This window comes from Mesorhizobium sp. P2_C4, from assembly GCF_056404575.1.
The window spans coordinates 528,859-548,678 of the sequence record NZ_JBFUDT010000002.1 but is presented as its reverse complement, the minus strand read 5'-3'; the positions used below and the strand labels follow the sequence as shown (position 1 = coordinate 548,678).

The 19,820-nt window shown below is 64.5% G+C and carries 19 protein-coding genes; 14 read left to right on the top strand and 5 right to left on the bottom strand.

Features of this window, described 5'->3' with window-relative positions; translation table 11 throughout:
* The 10 genes from AC1DX6_RS08985 to AC1DX6_RS08940 all read left to right on the top strand — a co-directional run bounded on the left by AC1DX6_RS08985 (window position 1) and on the right by AC1DX6_RS08940 (window position 8,540).
* Window positions 1-900 (top strand): hypothetical protein, encoded by a 900-nt coding sequence (locus tag AC1DX6_RS08985; protein WP_477312384.1) that lies wholly within the window; start codon window positions 1-3, stop codon window positions 898-900.
* Window positions 901-943: 43 nt separating this feature from the next.
* Window positions 944-1,528, top strand: coding sequence for a YceI family protein (locus tag AC1DX6_RS08980; RefSeq protein ID WP_477312383.1), 585 nt, complete (start codon window positions 944-946; stop codon window positions 1,526-1,528).
* Window positions 1,529-1,708: 180 nt separating this feature from the next.
* A complete protein-coding gene (locus AC1DX6_RS08975) occupies window positions 1,709-2,497 on the top strand; it encodes an SDR family NAD(P)-dependent oxidoreductase (RefSeq protein WP_477312382.1) in 789 nt (262 codons plus the stop codon).
* A gap of 13 nt (window positions 2,498-2,510) precedes the next feature.
* Window positions 2,511-3,305: a MoaF C-terminal domain-containing protein gene (locus AC1DX6_RS08970; protein WP_477312381.1), complete on the top strand. Its 795-nt coding sequence runs from the start codon at window positions 2,511-2,513 to the stop codon at window positions 3,303-3,305.
* Window positions 3,306-3,322: 17 nt separating this feature from the next.
* Window positions 3,323-3,712 carry a nuclear transport factor 2 family protein gene (locus AC1DX6_RS08965; RefSeq protein WP_477312380.1) on the top strand — a complete coding sequence of 130 codons (390 nt, stop codon included), beginning with the start codon at window positions 3,323-3,325 and terminating at the stop codon, window positions 3,710-3,712.
* Between the two features lie 65 nt (window positions 3,713-3,777).
* Entirely contained in the window at window positions 3,778-4,986 is a 1,209-nt protein-coding gene (locus AC1DX6_RS08960; RefSeq protein WP_477312379.1) for an amino acid ABC transporter substrate-binding protein, read from the top strand.
* Between the two features lie 234 nt (window positions 4,987-5,220).
* Complete coding sequence (locus AC1DX6_RS08955) at window positions 5,221-5,958, top strand: ABC transporter ATP-binding protein (RefSeq protein ID WP_477312378.1); 738 nt, start codon at window positions 5,221-5,223, stop codon at window positions 5,956-5,958.
* Window positions 5,939-6,661: an ABC transporter ATP-binding protein gene (locus AC1DX6_RS08950; RefSeq protein ID WP_477312377.1), complete on the top strand. Its 723-nt coding sequence runs from the start codon at window positions 5,939-5,941 to the stop codon at window positions 6,659-6,661. Before AC1DX6_RS08955 ends, AC1DX6_RS08950 begins: the two co-directional genes overlap by 20 nt.
* Window positions 6,662-6,666: 5 nt before the next feature.
* Window positions 6,667-7,560, top strand: coding sequence for a branched-chain amino acid ABC transporter permease (locus AC1DX6_RS08945; protein WP_477312376.1), 894 nt, complete (start codon window positions 6,667-6,669; stop codon window positions 7,558-7,560).
* Between the two features lie 5 nt (window positions 7,561-7,565).
* On the top strand, window positions 7,566-8,540 hold the full coding sequence (locus AC1DX6_RS08940; RefSeq protein WP_477312375.1) for a branched-chain amino acid ABC transporter permease: 975 nt from the start codon (window positions 7,566-7,568) through the stop codon (window positions 8,538-8,540).
* Between the two features lie 13 nt (window positions 8,541-8,553).
* Here the strand turns inward: AC1DX6_RS08940 and AC1DX6_RS08935 are convergent, their stop codons facing one another.
* Window positions 8,554-9,456 (bottom strand): LysR family transcriptional regulator, encoded by a 903-nt coding sequence (locus AC1DX6_RS08935; RefSeq protein WP_477312374.1) that lies wholly within the window; start codon window positions 9,454-9,456, stop codon window positions 8,554-8,556.
* A 102-nt stretch (window positions 9,457-9,558) separates the two neighbouring features.
* On the opposite strand from AC1DX6_RS08935, the gene AC1DX6_RS08930 reads away from it, so the two are divergent.
* A complete protein-coding gene (locus tag AC1DX6_RS08930) occupies window positions 9,559-10,548 on the top strand; it encodes a zinc-dependent alcohol dehydrogenase family protein (RefSeq protein WP_477312373.1) in 990 nt (329 codons plus the stop codon).
* A gap of 24 nt (window positions 10,549-10,572) precedes the next feature.
* Here AC1DX6_RS08930 and AC1DX6_RS08925 read toward each other — a convergent pair whose 3' ends face one another.
* Together AC1DX6_RS08925 and AC1DX6_RS08920 are read right to left on the bottom strand one after the other, a co-directional pair.
* Entirely contained in the window at window positions 10,573-11,526 is a 954-nt protein-coding gene (locus tag AC1DX6_RS08925; RefSeq protein ID WP_477312372.1) for a helix-turn-helix domain-containing protein, read from the bottom strand.
* A 173-nt stretch (window positions 11,527-11,699) separates the two neighbouring features.
* On the bottom strand, window positions 11,700-12,446 hold the full coding sequence (locus AC1DX6_RS08920; RefSeq protein ID WP_477312371.1) for an IclR family transcriptional regulator: 747 nt from the start codon (window positions 12,444-12,446) through the stop codon (window positions 11,700-11,702).
* A gap of 160 nt (window positions 12,447-12,606) precedes the next feature.
* On the opposite strand from AC1DX6_RS08920, the gene AC1DX6_RS08915 reads away from it, so the two are divergent.
* The 3 genes from AC1DX6_RS08915 to AC1DX6_RS08905 are packed head-to-tail and all read left to right on the top strand — an operon-like array spanning window position 12,607 to window position 15,566.
* The gene (locus AC1DX6_RS08915) at window positions 12,607-13,995 is read left to right on the top strand and encodes a transaminase (RefSeq protein WP_477312370.1); all 1,389 of its coding nucleotides are present in this window, start codon (window positions 12,607-12,609) and stop codon (window positions 13,993-13,995) included.
* A 3-nt stretch (window positions 13,996-13,998) separates the two neighbouring features.
* On the top strand, window positions 13,999-14,796 hold the full coding sequence (locus tag AC1DX6_RS08910; RefSeq protein ID WP_477312369.1) for an SDR family oxidoreductase: 798 nt from the start codon (window positions 13,999-14,001) through the stop codon (window positions 14,794-14,796).
* Window positions 14,793-15,566, top strand: coding sequence for an SDR family NAD(P)-dependent oxidoreductase (locus tag AC1DX6_RS08905; RefSeq protein WP_477312368.1), 774 nt, complete (start codon window positions 14,793-14,795; stop codon window positions 15,564-15,566). Before AC1DX6_RS08910 ends, AC1DX6_RS08905 begins: the two co-directional genes overlap by 4 nt.
* Window positions 15,567-15,823: 257 nt before the next feature.
* On the opposite strand, the gene AC1DX6_RS08900 is transcribed toward AC1DX6_RS08905, so the two are convergent.
* Both AC1DX6_RS08900 and AC1DX6_RS08895 read right to left on the bottom strand, forming a co-directional pair.
* Window positions 15,824-17,716, bottom strand: a complete 1,893-nt coding sequence (locus tag AC1DX6_RS08900; protein ID WP_477312367.1) for an ABC transporter ATP-binding protein — start codon at window positions 17,714-17,716, stop codon at window positions 15,824-15,826.
* Complete coding sequence (locus AC1DX6_RS08895) at window positions 17,716-19,578, bottom strand: ABC transporter ATP-binding protein (RefSeq protein ID WP_477312366.1); 1,863 nt, start codon at window positions 19,576-19,578, stop codon at window positions 17,716-17,718. The genes AC1DX6_RS08900 and AC1DX6_RS08895 overlap by 1 nt, the downstream gene beginning before the upstream one ends.
* Between the last annotated feature and the right edge of the window lie 242 nt (window positions 19,579-19,820).

The following is a 19,820-nucleotide window of genomic DNA, read 5'->3' as shown; positions in this document are numbered from 1 at the left end:
TTGAGCGCGTTTCTGGGCAATCCGATGGTCACCACGGCGGCACTGCCGCTGCTGATCGGCATTGTGCTGGCGCTGCTGGTGAAATTCGTCGTGCCCGGAGCATCGGTCATTGCCACGCTGATCGCAGGCGCGGCGGTTCTGTTCTTGTACTGGGATACGATCGGCACGCCGGCTTTTCCGCCGATCGTCGCCAGCCAGAAGCTGGTCTACCTCGCGGTCGCCGGCATTCTGATTGGGCTGCTGTTCGGGCGCTTGCCGAACGGCGCCAAGGCCGGCGTGGTTGCTGCCGTTGCCATCGCCGTGGCTTTCGTATGGCTCGGCTGGCGGCGCATCCTTGCCGGTACCCTGGATCTGCAAATGGCTGCGGCAATCGTCGTCGGCTTGCTGACGGCTGCCGGTGTGGCGGCACTGATGGCGATGCGGATCGAGCCGTCGCCGCCAGCCGAGCGGCCGTTCCTTGTGCCGGCCGCAGTGCTCGCCCTGTCGCTTGCTGGCGCCATCATCTCGGTGCTCGGCGCCTCGATCGTCGTCGGTCAATTGCTCGGCTCGCTCGCTGCGCTCGCCGGTGGCTGGTGCCTGGTCGAATACATTGCGCTGCTGCGCGGCCGCACCGCAGCCGGCTGGAGCAAGGGCGTCGAGTTTCTCGTCCTCTTCGCCGCCGCGACGGCGCTCATTCAGGTCGCGCTGCTGGCGCCGAAGGCCAACCCCGCCGCGCTCGTGCTTTCGCCTATGCCGCTGCTGGTGGCAGCGTCTCTGGCTGGTCCGCTGCAAAATCTGCTTCCCGGCAGCCGGCCCTTGCGGCCGCTTATTGCCGGTTTCCTGATCGCCATACCGGCGATGCTGGCTGTGCTCGCGGCGATCGTCTGGGCGCCGCACGGGGCAGCACTCGGCTTTTCCTGAGCCATTGCGACAACAACCTTCGAACAACCGGGAGAGACATGTGATGACAAGAAAACTGATCGCCGCCCTTGCCTTCATCGGCGCTTCTGCAATGGCGTCGGGCGCTCATGCCGACACTTACGAGATCGATGGCCAGCACAGCTGGATCACCTTCACCATCAAGCACGGCATCTATGGCATCGCGCATGGCCAGTTCGACGCTGCGTCGGGCACGATCGTCATGGACAAGGCCGACGTGTCGAAGAGCAGCGTCAAGGCAGAGATCGATGTCGGTTCCGTCCACACCGCTTTCGACCAGCGCGACAACGATCTGAAAGGCCCCGACTTCTTCAACGCGGCCGAGTTCCCCGCGATCAGCTTCGAGAGCACCAAGGTCGAGAAGGTGGACGACAAAACAGGCAAGGTGACCGGCAATCTGACCATCAGCGGCGTCGCCAAGGAGATCACGCTCGACGTGACGCTGCGCAACGAAGCGCCGGCACCATGGGACGCGACCCTGACCAAAGCGGCGTTCACCGCCACCGGCAAGGTCAGCACCGCGGACTTCCCGATGGCGAAAGCCGCCGACGGTTTTGGCCTCGGCCCGGACGTCGACATCGTCATCGATCTCGAGGCAGTGAAAAAATAAACGGGTCGAGCGCTGTGCGGCCAGCACGGGTCGCGCGGCGCTTTCCTCCTTCTGCCTGCATGAAGTGCGCGCTCAGTCAAAACAAAGTTCCCCCTCGGACAAGACGAAAAATGGGGGATGCCGCACTATCCCTGAAGAAGATCGGCGCATAGCCGGCGCACCAACCATCGGGACGGAACAATGAGATTTTCAGGCAAGACAGCCTTCATCACTGGCGGCGGAACCGGCATCGGTGCCGCCGTCGCCCGGCGCATGGCCGCCGACGGCGCCAAGGTGGTGCTGATGGGCAGGCGGCGCGAGCCGCTCGAAGCCGTCACCAGGGACATTGGCGGGCTGGCGCTGCAAGGCGACGCCGCCGATCCGAAAGCGGTGCGTGCCGCCCTTGCCGAAGTGCATGAGAAATTCGGACCGGTCGACATTCTGGTCGCCAATGCCGGAGGCCACGGCGTCGGCCCGACCATTTCGATGAGCGACGAGACCTGGTCGCTGGCAACGCGCACCAATCTCGACACCGCCTTCGTCTGCGCCCGAGAATGCCTGCCCGACCTGATCGCGCAGAAGGGCAACATCGTCGTCGTCGCTTCGATCGCCGGCCTGTTCGCCGGACCGGCGGCGGCGGGCTACGTCACCATGAAGCATGCCTGTGTCGGCTTCGGCAAATCGCTGGCGCGCGACTATGGCCGCCAGGGCGTGCGCACCAACATCATCTGCCCCGGCTGGGTGGCGACCGCCATGGCCGACGAGCAGATGCAGGTGATCGTCGACAAGCATGGCCTTGCTTCGGTCGACGAGGCCTACCGGCTGGTGACCAAGGACGTGCCGCTCGGAAGACCGGCGACACCGGAAGAAGCGTCCAACGTCATCTGCTTCGTCGCCTCGGGCGAGGCGGCGATGATGAACGGTTCGATCCTGACGGTCGACGGCGGCGCGACGGTCGTCGATCTGCCGACCTTGGCCTTTGTCGATTGATGTGGAGATGGCGATGAACGACCAGAACAGACCCGCGGACTGGAAGCATTTCGACGACTTCGCCGCCGGCATCGCCACCAACAGGCTGGCGACGACATCGGCGCTGCGCGGCCAGACTTTCAAGATCACGCTGAACACCGGCCGCACCATCGATCTCGCCTTCACCGCCGCCGATACGGTGGCGTGGAGCGAGGGCAAGGATGCCGGCGCCGACTGGTACGAGGCGCTCGAAGTGGCGCCTGACGTGTTCTTCATCAACATGACCTTTGCCACCCGGCCGACCGAGGACGAAGCGTTCATCGTCAACACCAGGACGCGGCGCGTGCTGTCGGTGCGCGAGCGGGTGCGTGAACCCGCCGAAGCGCCCGGCGAGCCGCGCGTGGCGCAAATCTATGCGGCCGGCGTGCTCGGCGATCCCTCGGTGCCGCCGACCGGCATCGAGCCGGCGCCGACCAGGGATCTGATCGGTCTTACGGCGCACTACACCTACAGTCCCAACCACGTCTACGAGCACATCTATCTGAGCTCGGAGCGCTATGCCTGGCAGAACCTTGTCGGCATCCAGCGCGGCCATGGCGATGTCGATCTGGCGACGACCTGGAAGTTCGCTGAAGACCAGTATGTCTTCGGCTTCCGCGAGTTCATCATCCCGGTCGCTTCGCTGTTCTTCTACAATTGGGACACGATGCGCTCGACCGGCAAATTCCTCGGCGTGACCAGCCGGGGCAAGGTCGAGAACAAGCCGGCCGGCGCTTTCATCGAGAAGAAATCCACAACCGTCTACGACCACGGCCAGGCGCCGGTCTGAGCGCGCGGAGCATAAGCATGAGCAGGAACTACGAGGTCATCAAGGCGCACTATGCCGGCTCCGACGCCAAGAATCTCCAGGCGATGATGGCGCCGGTCACCGACAAGACGGCCTGGACCGAAATGGCCGGCTTTCCTTATGCCGGCACCTATGTCGGCCCCGACGCCATCATCTCCGGCGTCTTCAAGCGCATCGGCGAGGACTGGGACGGCTATGCCCTCAAGCTCGAAAGACTGGTCGACGGCGATACCACCATCGTTGGCATCGGCACCTATTCGGGCACCTGCAGGAAGACCGGCAAGGCGATGTCGGCGCGCGTCGTCCATGTCTGGGACATGGATGACGGCAAGGCCGTGCGTTTCGAGCAGTTCACCGACACCAAACTGGTCGCGGCAGCGATGAGCTGAGGCCGGCGCATGCATGCGGGCCAGGCGTTGACGCGCCTGCCCGAGGAAAAACCTGGGAGGATGAAATGGATAAATCTCTGAAAGGAATGCTGGCGGGCCTGGCGCTGTCGACCGTGCTTGCGGTCGGTGGCATGAGCGTCGCCAATGCCGGCGACAACGAGATCGTCATCGGCGCGCCGATCTCGCTGACCGGGCCGCTGGCCGGCGACGGCAAGGAACAGAAATGGGCCTATGAGCAGGCCGTCGCCGACATCAACAAGGCCGGCGGCATCATGATCAAGTCGGCCGGCAAGAAGCTGCCGGTCAGGCTCGTGGTTGCCGATGACGAGAGTTCGGAAAGCAAGGTCGCCTCGGCGCTCGAGAACTTGATCAAGGTGCAGAAGGTCGATGCGCTGCTGTCGACGCACTCAGGGCCGATGAACATCGCCGGCGCCATCGTCGCCGAAAAATACAAGAAGTTCTACATGATCACGACGGCCTTCCCGTTCGAATGGCAGCCGTTGAAGCTGAAATACTCCGCGCTGTTCTTCTTCCATCCGGGGCCCGGCGCCGAGGTGCCGTTCGAGATCTGGGACAAGCTGCCGGCCGGCGAGAAGCCGAAGAACCCGGCGCTGGTTTCCGAGGATTCTCCCGACGGCAAGGGCTTTGGCGGCGCCTTCGAGGCGGCAGCCAAGAAATATGGCTACACCTTTGCCGTCGACGATCCGTGGGCAATCGGCGCCACCGACTATTCGGCGCTGATCACCAAGCTCAAGGCCGCCAATGTCGACGCCATGCTGGTGTTCGGCTCGCCGGCCGACACCATCACCCTGCTGCGGCAAATGAAGGAGCTCGGCTTCAGCGTGCCTTACCTGCATGGCTGGAAAGGCACCTGGACCGGCGAGTTCCACGAAGCGCTCGGGGCTGACTCGGACTACATCATGACTGACGGCTTCTGGTCGTCGAGCTATCCCTATCACGGCGCCAAGGAGCTCGGCGACCGCTATGAAACCGAGTTCAAGAAGGACTCTGTGACCGTCGGCGCTTTCTACGCCAACGCGCAGGTCCTCGCCCAGGCCATCGAGAAGGCGGGCACGACCGATGCCGGCGCCCTGCATGACGCGATCTTCAATCAGGAGTTCAAAGACACGGTGGTCGGCGACCTCAAATTCGACGAGACCGGCTTTGCGCTGATCCCCAGCGTCGCAACGCAATGGTGGCAAGGCAAGCATCAGCTGATCTTCCCGAATGGCGACTGGACCTACAAACCGGCACCTGCCTGGGACAAGCGCTGACGGGGCGGGGCGGCGGGTAGCGCCCTACGAGTTACCCCCACCCCTAACCCCCCCACAAGGGGGAGGGGGACTTCGCAGCGCTTATCGCGGCAAATCGCTACCGTTGACGGAAGTGCGTGCGGCAGCGTTTCCCTCCCCCTTGTGGGGAGGGGTTAGGGGTGGGGGTACTCGACAAGCGATAGCCTTGCCCGCTTGCCGATGTCCGGCATGGATAACTGGAGAAACGGAAACACGATGCAGCCGGACGAAACTTTGCTTCGCCTCGAAGCGGTCCAGAAGCGGTTCGGCGGGCTCGTCGTCCTCAACAATATCGACATCGCGGTCGGCGCCAACGAGCTGATCGGGCTGATCGGTCCCAACGGCGCCGGCAAGTCGACGCTGTTCAACATCATCACAGCCATCTACACGCCGACACAGGGGCGGATCCGGTTTCGCGACCGCGACATCACCGGCACGGCGCCGCACCGCATCTGCCGTCTCGGCATCGCCCGCACCTTCCAGCTGGTGCGCACCTTCCTGACCATGACCGCTTTCGAGAACGTCATGGTCGGCGCCGTCTACGGGGCAGGGGGGCGTGTCCGCAACGCCGCTGAAGCAGCCGCGCAGGCGCTCGAGCTGGTCGGCCTGACGGCAAAGCGCGATGTGCGCACCGCGCACATGACACTGTCCGACCGGCGACTGCTGGAGATCGCGAGAGCCGTGGCCTCCAGTCCGGCGCTGCTTTTGCTCGACGAGCCGATGGCCGGCCTCAACCCGACCGAGATCCAGCGCATGGTCGACGTCATCCGGCGCGCGCGCAGCGAACGAGGCATCTCCATCCTTTGGGTCGAGCACAAGGTCGACGCCATCATGAAAGTATGCAGCCGGGTGATCGTGCTCGATCATGGCGAGAAGATCGCCGACGGCACGCCGCGCGAAATCGTCGCCAACCGCAAAGTCATCGAGGCCTATCTTGGCGAACCGACTGCTTGAAGTCACCGATCTCGAAGTTGCCTATGGCGACGTTCGCGCGCTGTGGGGCGTGTCGATGCATGTCGATCCCGGCAGCATCGTCGCCATCGTCGGCGCCAACGGCGCCGGCAAGACGACGCTCTTGAAAACCGTCTCCGGCCTGCTCAAGCCGAAGGCCGGCGACATCCGCCTCGCCGGCGCCTCGCTGATCGGCAAGGCGCCCGAAGACATCGCCGGCATGGGCATTGCGCATGTGCCGGAAGGGCGCGGCCTGTTTCGCCAGATGACGGTGCTGGAAAACCTCGAGCTCGGCGCTTTTCAGCCAAGGGTGCGGGCGCGCATGAAGCAATCGCTCGACAAGGCGTACTCGTTGTTTCCACGGCTCAGGGAGCGTATCGGCCAGAAAGCCGGTTCGCTCTCGGGCGGCGAGCAGCAGATGCTGGCCATCGCGCGCGCCACCATGTCGGAGCCGTCGCTGCTCATCCTCGACGAGCCGTCGCTCGGCCTCAGTCCGATCGTGGTGCAGCAGATGTTTTCGCTGATCCAGACCTTGCACAAGCAGGGCGTCACCATCCTGCTGGTCGAGCAGAACATCCACCAGGCGCTCAAGGTCGCCGACTATGCCTTCGTGCTGAAGACCGGCGCGCTCGCCATGCAAGGCACCGGCGCCGAATTGCTCGCCGACCCCGAAATCCAGAAAGCCTATATGGGCGTGTTGGAGTAGCTGAAATGTTCAACATCCCGCCCCTTGAAATTCTGCTGCAACTGTCGCTCAACGGCGCGCTGGGTGGCGCCATGTATGGCGTTGCCGCCGTCGGCTTGAGCCTCATCTTCGGCACCATGCGGCTGATCTTCCTCGCCCAGGGCGCGATGATCATTCTGGCCGCCTATTTCGTCCGGGCGCTGTTCTACGGCCTCGGCATCGATCCGTTCCTGTCGCTGCTGATCGTCGTGCCGGTCGGGCTCTGCGTCGGCTGGCTGATCTACCAGGGCCTGTTTCGCAAGGCTGCCGCCGAGGAGGACCGCAACGTCTCGCTGCTGATCGCCGTCGGCCTGATGTTCCTGGTGCAGAACCTGATGACGGTTATCTGGGGCGGCAACACCGCCGGCATCGTCACTAGCTACACGGCGAGCGGCATCGAACTGCTTGGCGTGCGCACCTCGTTCACCCGTTCGATGGGCTTCCTGATCGCGCTCGCCGGCACCGGGCTGGTGGTGCTGTTCCTGCGCAAGACGCTGGTCGGCAAGGCAGTGCGCGCCGCCTCCGAGGATATGGCGGCGGCCACCTTGATGGGCATCAGCCCGCACCGGGTCAACGCCATCGCCTTTGCCATCGGCATCGGGCTCGCCGGTGCTGCCGGCGTGGCAGTGGCGACCACCTTCCCGTTCAACCCCTTTGCCGGTTTCATCTTCAGTCTGAAGGCGCTGGTCGCACTGGCGCTTGGCGGCATCGGCAATGTCGCAGGCGCGCTTGCCGGCGGCATCCTGCTCGGCCTGATCGAAGCCTATGTGCAGTATTTCATCTCGGGCGGCTGGACCAACGCGATCGCCTACGGCGTGTTCCTGGCCGTGCTGATGTTCAAGCCGGAAGGCCTGTTCAGCCGGCCCTACAAGAAGGCTTGAGCGCGATGCAGCACGCCTGGAAATGGATCGCAATCGTCGTTGTCGCCGCGCTGGCGCTGTTGCCGCTCCTGCCCGGCGCGCTCGACTCCTACGCCTTCTCCTTCCTGTTCTTCGTCTTCATCTACGCCATCATGGCGCAGGGCTGGAACCTGGTCGCCGGCTTCGGTGGCCAGATCAGCCTCGGCAATCATGCCTTCTTCGGCCTCGGCGCCTACACCACGGCCATCCTGTGGAGCGGCAACTATCTCTGGGGCTCGCTCTACGACAGCCACCCGAATATCTACTATTTCGATCCGGTGACGATGGTGCTAGGCGGGCTGGTCGCGGCCCTTGCCGCGGTGCTCGTCGGCTTGCCGCTGCTGTCCAAACTGCGCGGCGATTATTTTGCGCTCGGCACGCTGGGCTTCGGCGAGATCGTCAAGGTGATGTTCATTAATGGCGGCGATTTCACGGGCGGCGCTTTCGGCATCGTGGCGCCGGCCAGCACCTTCGACACGTTGCGTCCGCACTATCTGGTCGGGCTGGGGCTGGTGGTCGGCACAGCACTTGCCATTCGCACGCTGATGCGGTCGCGATACGGGCTGGCGCTGATTGCCGTGCGCGACGATGAGATGGCGGCCTCCGCGAACGGCATCGACACGCTCAGGGTCAAGGTCGCCGCCTTCGCCGGCAGCGCCTTCATCGCCGGCATCGCTGGGAGCCTCTACACCTACTACATCTTCCATGTCGGCCCGGATTCGGTGTTCGACCTCGACTGGATGCTGCTGCCGCTGATGATGACCGTGGTCGGCGGCACCGGCACGCTGCTCGGCCCGCTCCTCGGCGCTTTCGTCATGTACGCGGTGTTCGACTTGGCGCGCATCGTGGTGCCGGATTATCACCCGGTGATTTCGGGGCTGACCATTATCCTGGCCATGCTGTTCTTGCCGAAGGGACTGATGCGGTTCGGCCTCGGCCGTCGCACGGCGCAGTCCTCCTGAGGATCGCTGCATCTCACGTCATCAGCCTGGGCAGGGCTGCCGCCAACGCATCGACGGCGAGGCGCACCTTCAGCGGCAGATGCGGGGTCTGCAGCCACAGCGCGTGGCAGTCGTAGAGAAATCCCGGCTGTTCCGACAAGAGTGCGACAAGCGCTCCTGCCTGAATGCGGTCGCGGACCAGCCAGTATGGCAGCCAGGCAAGCCCCAGGCCTGAGGTCGCGGCGTCGGCGATCGCATCGAGGTCGTCGAGCCGGAGTCGGCCGACAGGTGTAACCTCAACGGCAGGCAGGCCGTCGCGGGCAAACAACCATGGCTGAACGGCATAGCCGAGGCGGTGATAGATGATGGCGTGGTGGCTGCCGAGATCTTCGATCTGTTCTGGCCGGCCATGCCGGTCGAGATAGGCGGGCGCGGCGCAGACGACCATGCGCTGGCGGGCGACGCGACGCGCGATCACCCCGGCCTTGTCGTCCAGAATGCCGGTGCGGATGGCAAGGTCGTAGCCATCCTCGGCAAGGTCGGCGAAGCGGTCGCTGAGCGACAGGTCGAGTTCGAGCGCGGGATAGTGCCGCGCCAGGTCCAGCAAGACCGGCGTGACGCAGTGGCGGCCGAAATGCGCCGGCATGGTGACACGCAGCCTGCCGCGTGGCTCGGAAAGCTGGTCGGCCGCCAGTGCATCGGCGGCGTCAGCTTCGGCGAGCACCACCCGGCAGCGGTCGTAGTAGGCGCGTCCGAAGTCGGTCAGGCTCTGGCGCCTTGTGGTGCGGTTGAGCAGCCGCACGCCGAGGCGCTCCTCGAGAAACCTGACATGCTTGCCGACCATCGGTCCCGACAGGTCGAGCGCTACGGCTGCGGCCGCGAACGAACCGAGATCGACCGCTTTGACGAACACCGCCATGCTCGCAAGACGATCCATATTCAAAACTCTTGATTTCTAGTGTTCTGTCTGAACAGCCATTTATCCGATGAATCCGCTCCGGCATAGCATATTCAGTTCAAATGTTTTGGAGTGCACCGGATGGCACGGGTTGTTCGTTTTCACAGGCATGGCGGGCCGGAAGTCCTGCACATCGAGGAGATCGATGTTGCGGGGCCACGGCCGGGAGAGGTGCAGATCCGCGTCAAGGCGTTGGGCCTCAACCGGGCCGAGGCGTTGCTGCGCGCGGGCACCTATATCGAGACGCCGCTGCTGCCTTCCGGCCTTGGCCTCGAGGCCGCAGGTATTGTCGAAACGGTTGGCGAAGGTGTCAGCGGTTTTGCGCCAGGCGACGCCGTCAGTGTCGTGCCGCCGATATCGATGGTCGAATATCCCGCCTATGGCGAGTTTGCCACCTTTCCGTCCAGCCACATCGTCAAGCACCCGCCGTCGCTCAGCTGGGAAGCGGCGGCAGCCGTCTGGATGCAATATCTCACCGCTTACGGCTCACTGATCGACATTGCCGGGCTACGCAGCGAGGACTTTGTCGTCATCACCGCGGCGTCGAGCAGCGTCGGGCTGGCCGCGATCCAGATTGCCAACAGGATTGGCGCCACGCCAATCGCGGTGACGCGGAATTCGGCCAAGAGACAGGCCTTGCTGGCGGCCGGCGCCGCTCACGTCATTGCCTCCGCCGAGGAGGATCTGGAGGCACGGCTCAACGAGATCGCCGGACCCCGGGGCGTCCGCGTGGTGCTGGACGCGATCGGCGGCCCGATCTTCGAGCCGCTGACGGCGGCGATGTCGCGGGGCGGCATTCTGATCGAGTATGGCGGCCTGAGTCCCGAGCCAACACCGTTTCCACTGTTCACTGTGCTCGGCAAGACGCTGACGCTGCGCGGCTATCTCGTCCACGAAATCATCAGGGATGCGACGAAGCTGGAAGCGGCCAAGGCGTTCATCCTCGACGGCTTGCAGTCGGGCGCCCTGAAGCCGGTCATCGCCAGGACATTTGCCTTCGACAGAATTGTCGACGCGCATCGCTATCTGGAGTCGAATGAACAGTTCGGCAAGATCGTCGTGACGATCTGATCGAATCCGATAAGGTTGAGTCGGCTAATGCACCACCGCCCGCAGCCGCTCCCGCAACTCCCTGGGTGCCACATCGTACTTGCTCTTGAACGCCCGCGAGAAATGCGCGCTGGAATTGAAGCCGCAGGCAAAGGCGATCTCGGAGATCGAGACCGAGCGCCGCGCCGGCGACAGCAGTTCCTCCTTGCTGCGCTCCAGCCGCCGGTCCCAGACGAAACGCTCTAGTGTCGCGCCTTCGCCTTCGAAGGCGCGGTGCAAATAGCGGCGGGAGCAGCCCATGTGGCGGGCGATGTCCTCGGCCGACAGGCTGCTGCGCGCGAGGTTGGCGTCGATATAGGCGACGATGCGCTCGCGCAGCGCCTCCAGGGGCGAGCGGCGGAATTCCGGCGCCATCGGCTTGGCCTGGATCAGTCCATTGACCAGCTGGATCAGGCTCTCGCCGACCCGCCGGCAGCCGGTCTCGTCGAGCTTGTGCGCCTCGCCGATCGCCATTTGCATCAGTCCGGACACGATATGGGTCAGGCTGTCGTCATTGCCGGGCAGCGGCACCGGCGCCGACAGGCGGGCGAGCGTCTCATCGCCGAAGGTCGAGCGCGGCACCTGCAGGATGAGTTGGTCGACTTCCGACAGGTTCTGCAAGGAGTAGCTGCGCACCGGGTCGTAGATAATGGCAGAGCGCGGACCGAGATCGACGGCGACCGACTGCTGTTCGAAGCGGCTGCGGCCGCTGAGCTGCATCAGGATCTTGATGGCGTCGGGGTCGAAGCTGCGCCAGAACAGGCGGTCGTTGACGACCAGATGCGAATTGGCCTTGATCTCGGACAGCCGGCAAGCGCCGAGATGCACTGAAACCAGCTTCGGCAGGGAAGGCTCCACGCCGCGCGAAAAGCGCTGGGTGATCGGGCCGAACAGCATCCGGGACGTGGACAGGAAAGCCTCGCCGTCGGCGACGCTCACATGGTGGGCGGCAGCTTGCATCGTTTCCTCCTCCAGAGCGTGATCCCGAAAAGCGGAAGCCGTTATCGGAAAAGATCATGCTCAAACCAGACGTCCCGTCTTGTCGCGGGATTGCGGCGCAAGGGCAATGCCCGATGCATCCGTTGCGGAAGTTAACATGCTAACCATCTCCACTGCAACGGCAGAGATGTTGATCAGGCGTCGCCGGCCAGGCGTGCCGAAATCAGCTTTGCCGCCCGAACCGCCGCCTGGCCCTGGCTGGCCGCGATCGCGTCGTCGACGCGCGACACCGGCGAGGCCACCGCCAGCGTTCCCAACGGATAGCCGTCGGAGCCGAGGATCGCGGCGGCGATGCTGTGCACGCCTTCCTCATAGCCTTGCGAGCTGCGCGAATAGCCGCGCGACGCCGCGAGGCGGATTGCTTCGATGACCTTGTCCTGCCGCGTCATCGTATGCGGGGTGAAGGTATCCAGCGGTTTGTCGAGATAGGCATCGACCATCTCCGGGCGTGAGAAGGCGAGGAGGGCAATGCCGGACGCGGTGCCGTGCAGCGGCAGCACCTGGCCGACATCGACATTGACGCGATTGGCCTTTGCCGAAAGCTCCACATGCACCGTCATCAGCGCGCCGGCGCTGAACTCCGACAGATGGACCGTCTCGCCGGTCTCAAGCGCAAGCTCGCGCACCACCGGCGCCGCGACCCGGACAAAGGGGAAATGCGCGTCGCGAATCCGGGCCAGCCGCGACAGGCCGGCGCCGAGGCGGTAGCGGCGGCTCTTCGGCTCCTGCTCGATCAGCCGATGGCCGGCAAGCGAGACCAGCAGGCGCCGGGCGGTGGCCTTGTCGAGGCCGGCTTTGCGGGCGAGGTCGGACAGACCGATCTCCGGTTCAGCCAGCGTAAACAGCTCCAGCAGCGAGATCGCCTTGCCGACTGTGCTCATTGTATTTCTCCGAGATAGTTCGCGTGTGAATTAACTTGACAGCGGTCGCTGCGCCTTGCAGTTTGCTTATAACATACAAAACATCGGTTCATATAGTGAACCGAATTGGGAACCGTAGTCGCGCCCCGTGACCGGATGGCGCACAGGGAGAATTTGCGCCGTGACGGCCAGACAAGATTCGCATTCCGCAACCATAGGCGAATTGCTCGACCGCGAGCAGCAGCGCTTCCGCGACACGCATCCGCGCTCGGCGGCGGCCTGGGAAGAGGGCAAGCAACACTACCTCTATGGCGGTCCTTCGCACTGGATGCGGCGCTGGGCCGGCGGTTTCCCGGTCTATGCGGCCGAGGCCAAGGGCGCCCATATAGTCGACATAGACGGCCACGACTATGTCGACTTCGCCCTGGGCGACACCGGCGGCATGTGCGGCCATGCGCCGGAGGCGGTGACCCGCGCGGCGCTGCGCCAGTTGCAGAGCGGCGCGACGATGATGCTGCCCACCGAAGACAGCCTGTGGGTCGGCGCCGAGCTGCAGCGTCGCTTCGGCCTGCCCTACTGGACGTTCACCACCTCGGCCACCGACGCCAATCGCGGCGCCATCCGCATCGCCCGTATGATCACCGGCCGCGACAAGGTGCTGGTGTTTTCCGGCTGCTACCACGGCGGCGTCGAGGAGGCCCATGTCGAGATCCGCGACGGCCGCATCGGCATGCGCAACATGATCCACCCGAACGGCGTCGATCATTCTGCCGTCTCAAAAGTGATCGAGTTCAATGATGTCGCCGCACTGGAGCAGGCGCTGTCGGCCGGCGATGTCGCCTGCGTGCTGACCGAACCGCTGATGACGAATTTCGGCATGATCCCGGTCGCCGATGGTTTTCAGGCGGCACTGCGCGAGATCACCCGCCGCACCGGCACGGTGCTGATCATCGACGAGACGCACACCATCTCCAGCGGCCCTGGTGGCTACTCGTCCGAGTATGGGCTGGAGCCGGACATTCTCGTCGCCGGCAAGGCCATCGCCGGCGGCATCCCGGCCGGCATCTTCGGTGTTTCGCTAGGGATCGCCGAGCGGCTGTGGGCGATCGTGCCGATGGTCAATCCGCGCGTTCGCCAGTCGGCGCATCTCGGCATCGGCGGCACGCTGGCCGGCAATGCGCTGACTGTCGCCACCATGCGCGCGGTGCTGGAGGAGGTGCTGACGCCGGCCAATTTCGAAATCATGATCGCCAACGCATCGCGGCTTGCCCAGGCCGCGCGCGGCATCATCCACGCCAATGGACTGCCCTGGCATGTGACGCAGATCGGCGCCCGCGCCGAGATCATGTTCATGCCGCAGCCACCGAAAAACGGCGCCGATGTCATCGCCGGCCGTCGCGGCGATCTCGAAACCTTGCTGCACGCCTTCTACATGAACGAGGGCATACTGGTGACGCCGTTCCACACCATGTTCCTGATGTGCCCGGCGACCACTAAGGCCGATGTCGACCGCCATCGCCAAGTGTTTGCGCGCTTCGTCGATCTGGTCCGCGGCGCCGGGGTCGTCTGAGCGATGGCGCAGCCTTTCGACCTCCGTGGCAAGGTGGCGCTGGTGACCGGCGGCGGACGCGGTATCGGTGCCGCCATCGTCACGCGCTTTGCCGAGGCCGGCGCATCGGTGATCATCGCCAACCGAACCCTCGATGTCGCGAAAGCACTGGCCGCCGATCTCTCGGCCCGTGGGCTGGACGTACGGGCGGTGCCTTTGGCCGGTCTCGATCGTGCCAGGCTGCACGCACTGGTCGGCGACATCGTGCGCCAGGCGGGCCGGCTCGACATCGTCGTGCACAATGCCGGTGGCTGCCCCTGGGCCTCGATCGAGGAACTCGACGAGGACAAGCTAGAAGACGCGCTGGCGCTCAATCTCAAAGCCTGCTTCTGGCTGGCGCAAGCGGCAGCGCCGGTCATGCGCCGCAACGGTTTTGGCCGCATCCTCGTCACCTCGTCGGTGTCGGCGCGGGTGGCGATGGCCGGCGGCGCGCACTATTCCGCCGCAAAGGCCGGCGTCAACGCCTTCATCCGCGGTGCGGCCTTCGAATTCGCGCGCGACGGCATCACCGTCAACGGCGTCGAGCCGGGCTTCGTCGCCAAGCCGGGCAGGGGCACGATGAGCGCGCCCGAAATTGCCGACAGGCTCGGCCGGCACATTCCCGTCGGCCATCTCGGCGAGGCCGACGACATCGCCTACGCCATGCTCTACCTCGCATCCGAACAGGCGAAATACACCACCGGCCAGACCATCGTCGTCGACGGCGGCTCGACCTTGCCGGAGACCGGCTTTGCCGTCGAACGGCATTGGGGGCTGGCATGAGCCGGCGCCTCGCAGGCCGCAAGGCGCTTGTCACCGGCGCCGCCTCCGGCATGGGCCGGGCGACCGCCGAACTGTTCAGTCGGCACGGCGCCGAAATCGTTGTCTTCGGTCATGGCGGCGGTGTGCTGGACGAGGCGGCAAAGGCAAGTCGCGGTGTCGCCGTGCGCGGCGATATCACCATTGCAGACGACGTTGCGCGCGCCATCGAAGCTTGCGGCGGTCAGCTCGACATCGTCGTCAATGCGGCAGGCGTGATGATCCTCGATGAGCCGGAGAGCCTGAGCGACGAGACCTGGGCCCGCAGCTTCGCCGTCAATGTGACTGGCGCGATGATGGTCTGCCGCGCAGCACTGCCGCTCTTGAAACAGCGCGGCGGGGCGATCGTCAACATCGCCTCGGTCGGCGCCTTCAACGCCAGTGGCCAGAACGCTGCCTATTCGGCGAGCAAGGCCGCGCTCATCTCCTACACCCGCTCGCTCGCCTACGCACATGGTCCCGACGGCATCCGCGCCAATGCGGTGGCGCCGGGCTGGGTGCGCACGCCGATGAGCGTCTACGAGATGGAAGCGGCGGCAGCAGCCAACGGCTCGACGCCGGACGAGGAATTTGCAGCGCTCACCGGCCGCATCGCCCTGCGGCGCGTCGCCGAGCCGGCAGAGATCGCCGCCTGCTGCCTGTTCCTGGCCTCCGACGATGCCTCCTTCGTGACTGGTGCCGTGCTCGTCGCTGATGGCGGCGGCCGCGCGCCGACGCAGAACAGAGCGGTGTGATGCGAATGCAATCATTCGAACGACCCGATCCGCCGCTCGGCACGGGCTGATGGCTCAGGGAGGAGCAAGACACAATGCCTGATAGAAGTGCCGACCTGATACTCACCAATGGCAGCATCCATACGCTGGATCGCAAGCGGCCGTAGGCCCCGGGCGGTCGCCGTCAAAAGCGGGCGCATCGTGGCGATAGGCGAGGCGGATGCGCGCGCGGTCGCTTGCGGGCAATCCGTCAGGTTCAAACTCAACCTGGATCCTATTCACGTCGCTTTGCCGACCGCCGAGTCCAGCTCCAGCTCGCTATCTGAAATATCGTCGAACGAGGCGTAGTTCATGTTGTAGAGGCGGGCGTAGAGGCCTTTTCCTTGCATCAACTGCTCGTGGTTGCCGCTTTCGACGATCTCGCCGTTCTGCAGGACGATGATGCGGTCGGCGCCGCGGATGGTGGCCAGACGATGGGCGATGACCAGACCGGTGCGGCCCTCCAGAAGCTTTACCAGCGCCTTCTGGATCAGCATCTCGGTGTAGGAATCGATGCTGGCCGTGGCTTCGTCGAGCACCAGGATCTTGGCGTCGGCGACCAGCGCGCGGGCGAAGCTGATCAGCTGGCGCTGGCCGAGCGAGAGATTGCCGCCGCGCTGCTCGAGCTCGGTGTCGTAGCCATCGGGCAATTGCTCGATGAAGTCGTGCGCGCCGACGGCCTGTGCGGCGCGGACCACTTCTTGCCGGCTGGCTGATGTCTTGTGGTAGCGGATGTTCTCCAGCACCGAGCCGGAGAACAGGAACGGTTCCTGCAGCACCATCGCCACCTGGCTGCCGAGCGAGTCCTGCGTCACGTCGCGCACATCATGGCCGCCGACCAGGACCTGACCCGACCAGACATCGTAGAAGCGGTGCACCAGCGCCATCGAGCTCGACTTGCCCGATCCGGTCGGGCCGACGAGCGCAACCGTCTCGCCCGGATTGACGCGGAAGGAGATGTTCTTCAGCACCGGCAGGTTCTGCCGATAGCCGAAGGTAACGTTCCTGAACTCGACCGAGCCGTCCATGTCGCGCGACAGCGTCACGGCGCCTTGCCTGTCGCTGACGTCCACCGGCACGTCGAGCACTTCGGAGATGCGCTGGCCAGACGCCATGGCGCGCTGCATGACGCTGTACTGCATGGTGAGCGAGCGGATCGGGTCGAAGAAGCGCTGGATGTAGAACAGGAACGCCACCATGACGCCGATGTCGAGGTTTTGCGAAAGCACCATCGAACCGCCGACGACAATGACCGTCGCCATGGCGATGCCGGTCAGCGTATCGACGATCGGCACCATCACCTGCGCGTATCTGGCCGACCTCAAATGGGCGTTGAGGTTGGCCAGCACCTTCTCGTCGTAAAGGTCGAAATTGACGTGCTGGCGCTCCAGGCTCTGCACGGTGCGCACGCCATGAATGCCTTCCGCCAGCGCGCCGTTGGCGATGGAGTTGGTTTCGTGCGCGGCCATGAAGGCGACCTTGGCGCGCGGCAGCCAGAACAGGCGCACGATGAACAGCACCGGCATGGTCGACAGCGTCAGCAGGCCAAGCCTGAAATCGAGCCACAAGAGGACGCTGACGATGCCGAACAACAGCACGATGTCGCCCACCGACATCACCGATGTTTCGAGGAATTCCTGCATCGAATTGACGTCGCCCTGCAGGCGCGACATCAGCCGTCCCACCTCGGTTTTGTCCATGAAGCTCAGCGAGACCCGCTGCAAATGGCTGAACATGGCGCGGCGCAGGTCCGACAGCACATTCTCGGCCACCTTGCCGACGACGCTTTCCTGCACGTAGGAGGCGGCATAGTTGACGAGGATGACCACCGTAAAAGCAGCGATCGCGGCGTTCATCACCGACCGGTCGAGCCTGCCCGCCGTCATGCCATGGTCGATGGCGTAGCGGATGATCAGCGGGATCGCCAGTTGCGTCAGCGTGAACACCAGCACCGCGGCGACCGAGATGAAAATCCTGGCCTGATACGGCTTCACGAAGCTCCAGATACGCCTGACAATGCGCGGATCGTAGGCCTTGCCGAATACCTCTTCCTCGTCGCGATGCGAGCCCACGACCGCCTTTGCCGGCCGTCCGCTGGTATCGTCCTTCTCGTCGTCGCTCTGTGTCGACATCATGCGGCTCCCAGCGCCACAGGCCGGTCGTCGTCGGGCCGCAGCTGCAGGTCGTAAAGCGCGCGATAGCGTCCACCGAGCGCCAGCAACTCCTCATGCGTACCGCGCTCGACGATGCGGCCGTTCTCCACGAACAGGATCTGGTCGGCATGCATCAGCGAACTCAGCCGGTGTGAAATGATGAGCGTCACACGATCCTTGGCGAAGCGCTTCATCGCCGTCCTGATGCGCTGCTCGGTGCCGGCGTCGATGGCAGCCGTGGAATCGTCGAAGACCAGCACCGATGGCCGCAGCATCAGGCTGCGCGCGATGGTCAGGCGCTGCCGCTGGCCGCCGGAAAGCGAGGCGCCGCGTTCGCCGACGACCGTGGTGTAGCCGGCGGGAAGCCCGATGATGTAGTTGTGCAGCTGGGCATATTCGGCGGCTTGGCCGATACGGGTTTCTCGCGCCCAGGGATTGCCATAAGCGATGTTGTTCTCGATCGAGGTGGTGAACAGGAACGCGTCCTGCTGCACGACGCCGACGGCCTTGCGCAGCGATTGCAGCGTGACCTCTCGGATGTCCTGGCCGTCGATGGTGATCGCGCCTGACGCGACATCGTAGAAGCGCGGTATCAGATGGGCGATGGTCGACTTGCCGCTGCCTGGCGGGCCGACAATGCCGATGGTCTCGCCGGACCTGGCCTCGAAGGAAATGCCGGACAGCGTCTCCCGCTCGCCCGCGCCCACGTAGCGGAAGCCGACATTGTCGAAGCGCAGCACGCCGTCGGTAACGACGAGATCCCTGGCGTCAGGCGCGTCCTTGATGTCGAGCTCGGCGTCGAGCAGTTCGAACAACCGTGTGCCGCAGGTCGAGGCGCGCGCGAATGAATTGACCATCAGACCGAGCTGGCGCACCGGCATCTGCAGGATGGTCATGAAGGTGAGGAACTGGGCCAGCGTGCCGACGCTGATCTCACCTGCAATCACCTTCTGGCCGCCGAACCAGAGCACCAGGCCCATGGCGACGAGGAACGAGAAATTCATGGCGCTGGTGTTGGAGACGCGAATGTCGACGCGCTGATTGGCGAGTTCCAGCGCCGACAGCTTGGCGCGGTCGAATTTTTCCAGCTCGTGCTTCTGCGCCGCAAAGGCGCGCACGACACGGATGCCGCCGAGATTCTCGTCCATTACCCGGCTCAGCACCGACAGGCGCTCCTGCAGCGTCAGCCAGGTGCTGCGCAATGCCAGTTGGGTAGCCGAGGACCGCCAGGCGACGAACGGCACGAAGCTCAGGCTGAGCAACCCGAGCTCAAGGTCGGTGCTGATCAGAAGGTACGAGCCGACGCCGATCAGCACACCGAGCAGGACCACGCGCAATATGCCGGTGGAAAAGAACATGCGCACGCCGTCGAGATCGAGCAGCCCAAGCGTGATGAGATCACCGGTGTGGACCCGATCGTGGAAGGAGAAGCTGAGGCGCTGGATCTTCTCATAGAAAGCCAGGCGCAGTTCATAGCCGGTGCGATGGCCGACGGCCTCGCCATAATAGTTCTGCGCCATGGTGAAGAGACCGCGCAGGATGCTGACGACGAGCAGCGTCAGCGCCGTGTTCCATAGAGCGTGCTCGGCCGCCACGCCGGCACCGGCAACGATCACGCCTTGCGCCTGATCGATGGCGCGCCCCAGCAGACGCGGAATGAAAAGCTGCAGCGTCGCGGCGATGAAGGTCGAGACGATGGTGATGGCAACCTGCCAGGGATGGCGAAGCGTCATGCGGGCAATACGCAGCAAGGTGCTGAGGCCCTTGCCCCATGAGGCTTCCGCCACATGGGCAAACGATTTGCCGCGCTTCCCCGCGCTGCTGGCCGCATCGGTATCCAAGGAAAATATCCAGATCCGCCCGGGGTTTAGCCCGGACTAATGAAGCAGACTCAATCTGAGCGGTTAATTTGGCGCGATGTTACGCGTGTCCGGCTCGACCGTTCAAGAGCCAATGACGGGCTCGCACTGTGCCTGACAGGAACTGCCGCCTGACATGTGTTCGACGCTACCTGGCATCGGGTTGTTGCCAGCCTTTCGTGATATCGATAACATGTCCAACCTGATCCGATTCCACGGGGTGT

Excerpts from the sequence above, each read along its gene's own strand:
- AC1DX6_RS08980 (WP_477312383.1), top strand. The coding sequence starts at position 944 with ATGACAAGAAAACTGATCGCCGCCCTTGCCTTCATCGGCGCTTCTGCA.
- AC1DX6_RS08975 (WP_477312382.1), top strand. The coding sequence starts at position 1,709 with ATGAGATTTTCAGGCAAGACAGCCTTCATCACTGGCGGCGGAACCGGC.
- AC1DX6_RS08970 (WP_477312381.1), top strand. The coding sequence starts at position 2,511 with ATGAACGACCAGAACAGACCCGCGGACTGGAAGCATTTCGACGACTTC.
- AC1DX6_RS08965 (WP_477312380.1), top strand. The coding sequence starts at position 3,323 with ATGAGCAGGAACTACGAGGTCATCAAGGCGCACTATGCCGGCTCCGAC.
- AC1DX6_RS08960 (WP_477312379.1), top strand. The coding sequence starts at position 3,778 with ATGGATAAATCTCTGAAAGGAATGCTGGCGGGCCTGGCGCTGTCGACC.
- AC1DX6_RS08955 (WP_477312378.1), top strand. The coding sequence starts at position 5,221 with ATGCAGCCGGACGAAACTTTGCTTCGCCTCGAAGCGGTCCAGAAGCGG.
- AC1DX6_RS08945 (WP_477312376.1), top strand. The coding sequence starts at position 6,667 with ATGTTCAACATCCCGCCCCTTGAAATTCTGCTGCAACTGTCGCTCAAC.
- AC1DX6_RS08940 (WP_477312375.1), top strand. The coding sequence starts at position 7,566 with ATGCAGCACGCCTGGAAATGGATCGCAATCGTCGTTGTCGCCGCGCTG.
- AC1DX6_RS08935 (WP_477312374.1), bottom strand. The coding sequence starts at position 9,456 with ATGGATCGTCTTGCGAGCATGGCGGTGTTCGTCAAAGCGGTCGATCTC.
- AC1DX6_RS08930 (WP_477312373.1), top strand. The coding sequence starts at position 9,559 with ATGGCACGGGTTGTTCGTTTTCACAGGCATGGCGGGCCGGAAGTCCTG.
- AC1DX6_RS08925 (WP_477312372.1), bottom strand. The coding sequence starts at position 11,526 with ATGCAAGCTGCCGCCCACCATGTGAGCGTCGCCGACGGCGAGGCTTTC.
- AC1DX6_RS08920 (WP_477312371.1), bottom strand. The coding sequence starts at position 12,446 with ATGAGCACAGTCGGCAAGGCGATCTCGCTGCTGGAGCTGTTTACGCTG.
- AC1DX6_RS08910 (WP_477312369.1), top strand. The coding sequence starts at position 13,999 with ATGGCGCAGCCTTTCGACCTCCGTGGCAAGGTGGCGCTGGTGACCGGC.
- AC1DX6_RS08905 (WP_477312368.1), top strand. The coding sequence starts at position 14,793 with ATGAGCCGGCGCCTCGCAGGCCGCAAGGCGCTTGTCACCGGCGCCGCC.
- AC1DX6_RS08900 (WP_477312367.1), bottom strand. The coding sequence starts at position 17,716 with ATGTCGACACAGAGCGACGACGAGAAGGACGATACCAGCGGACGGCCG.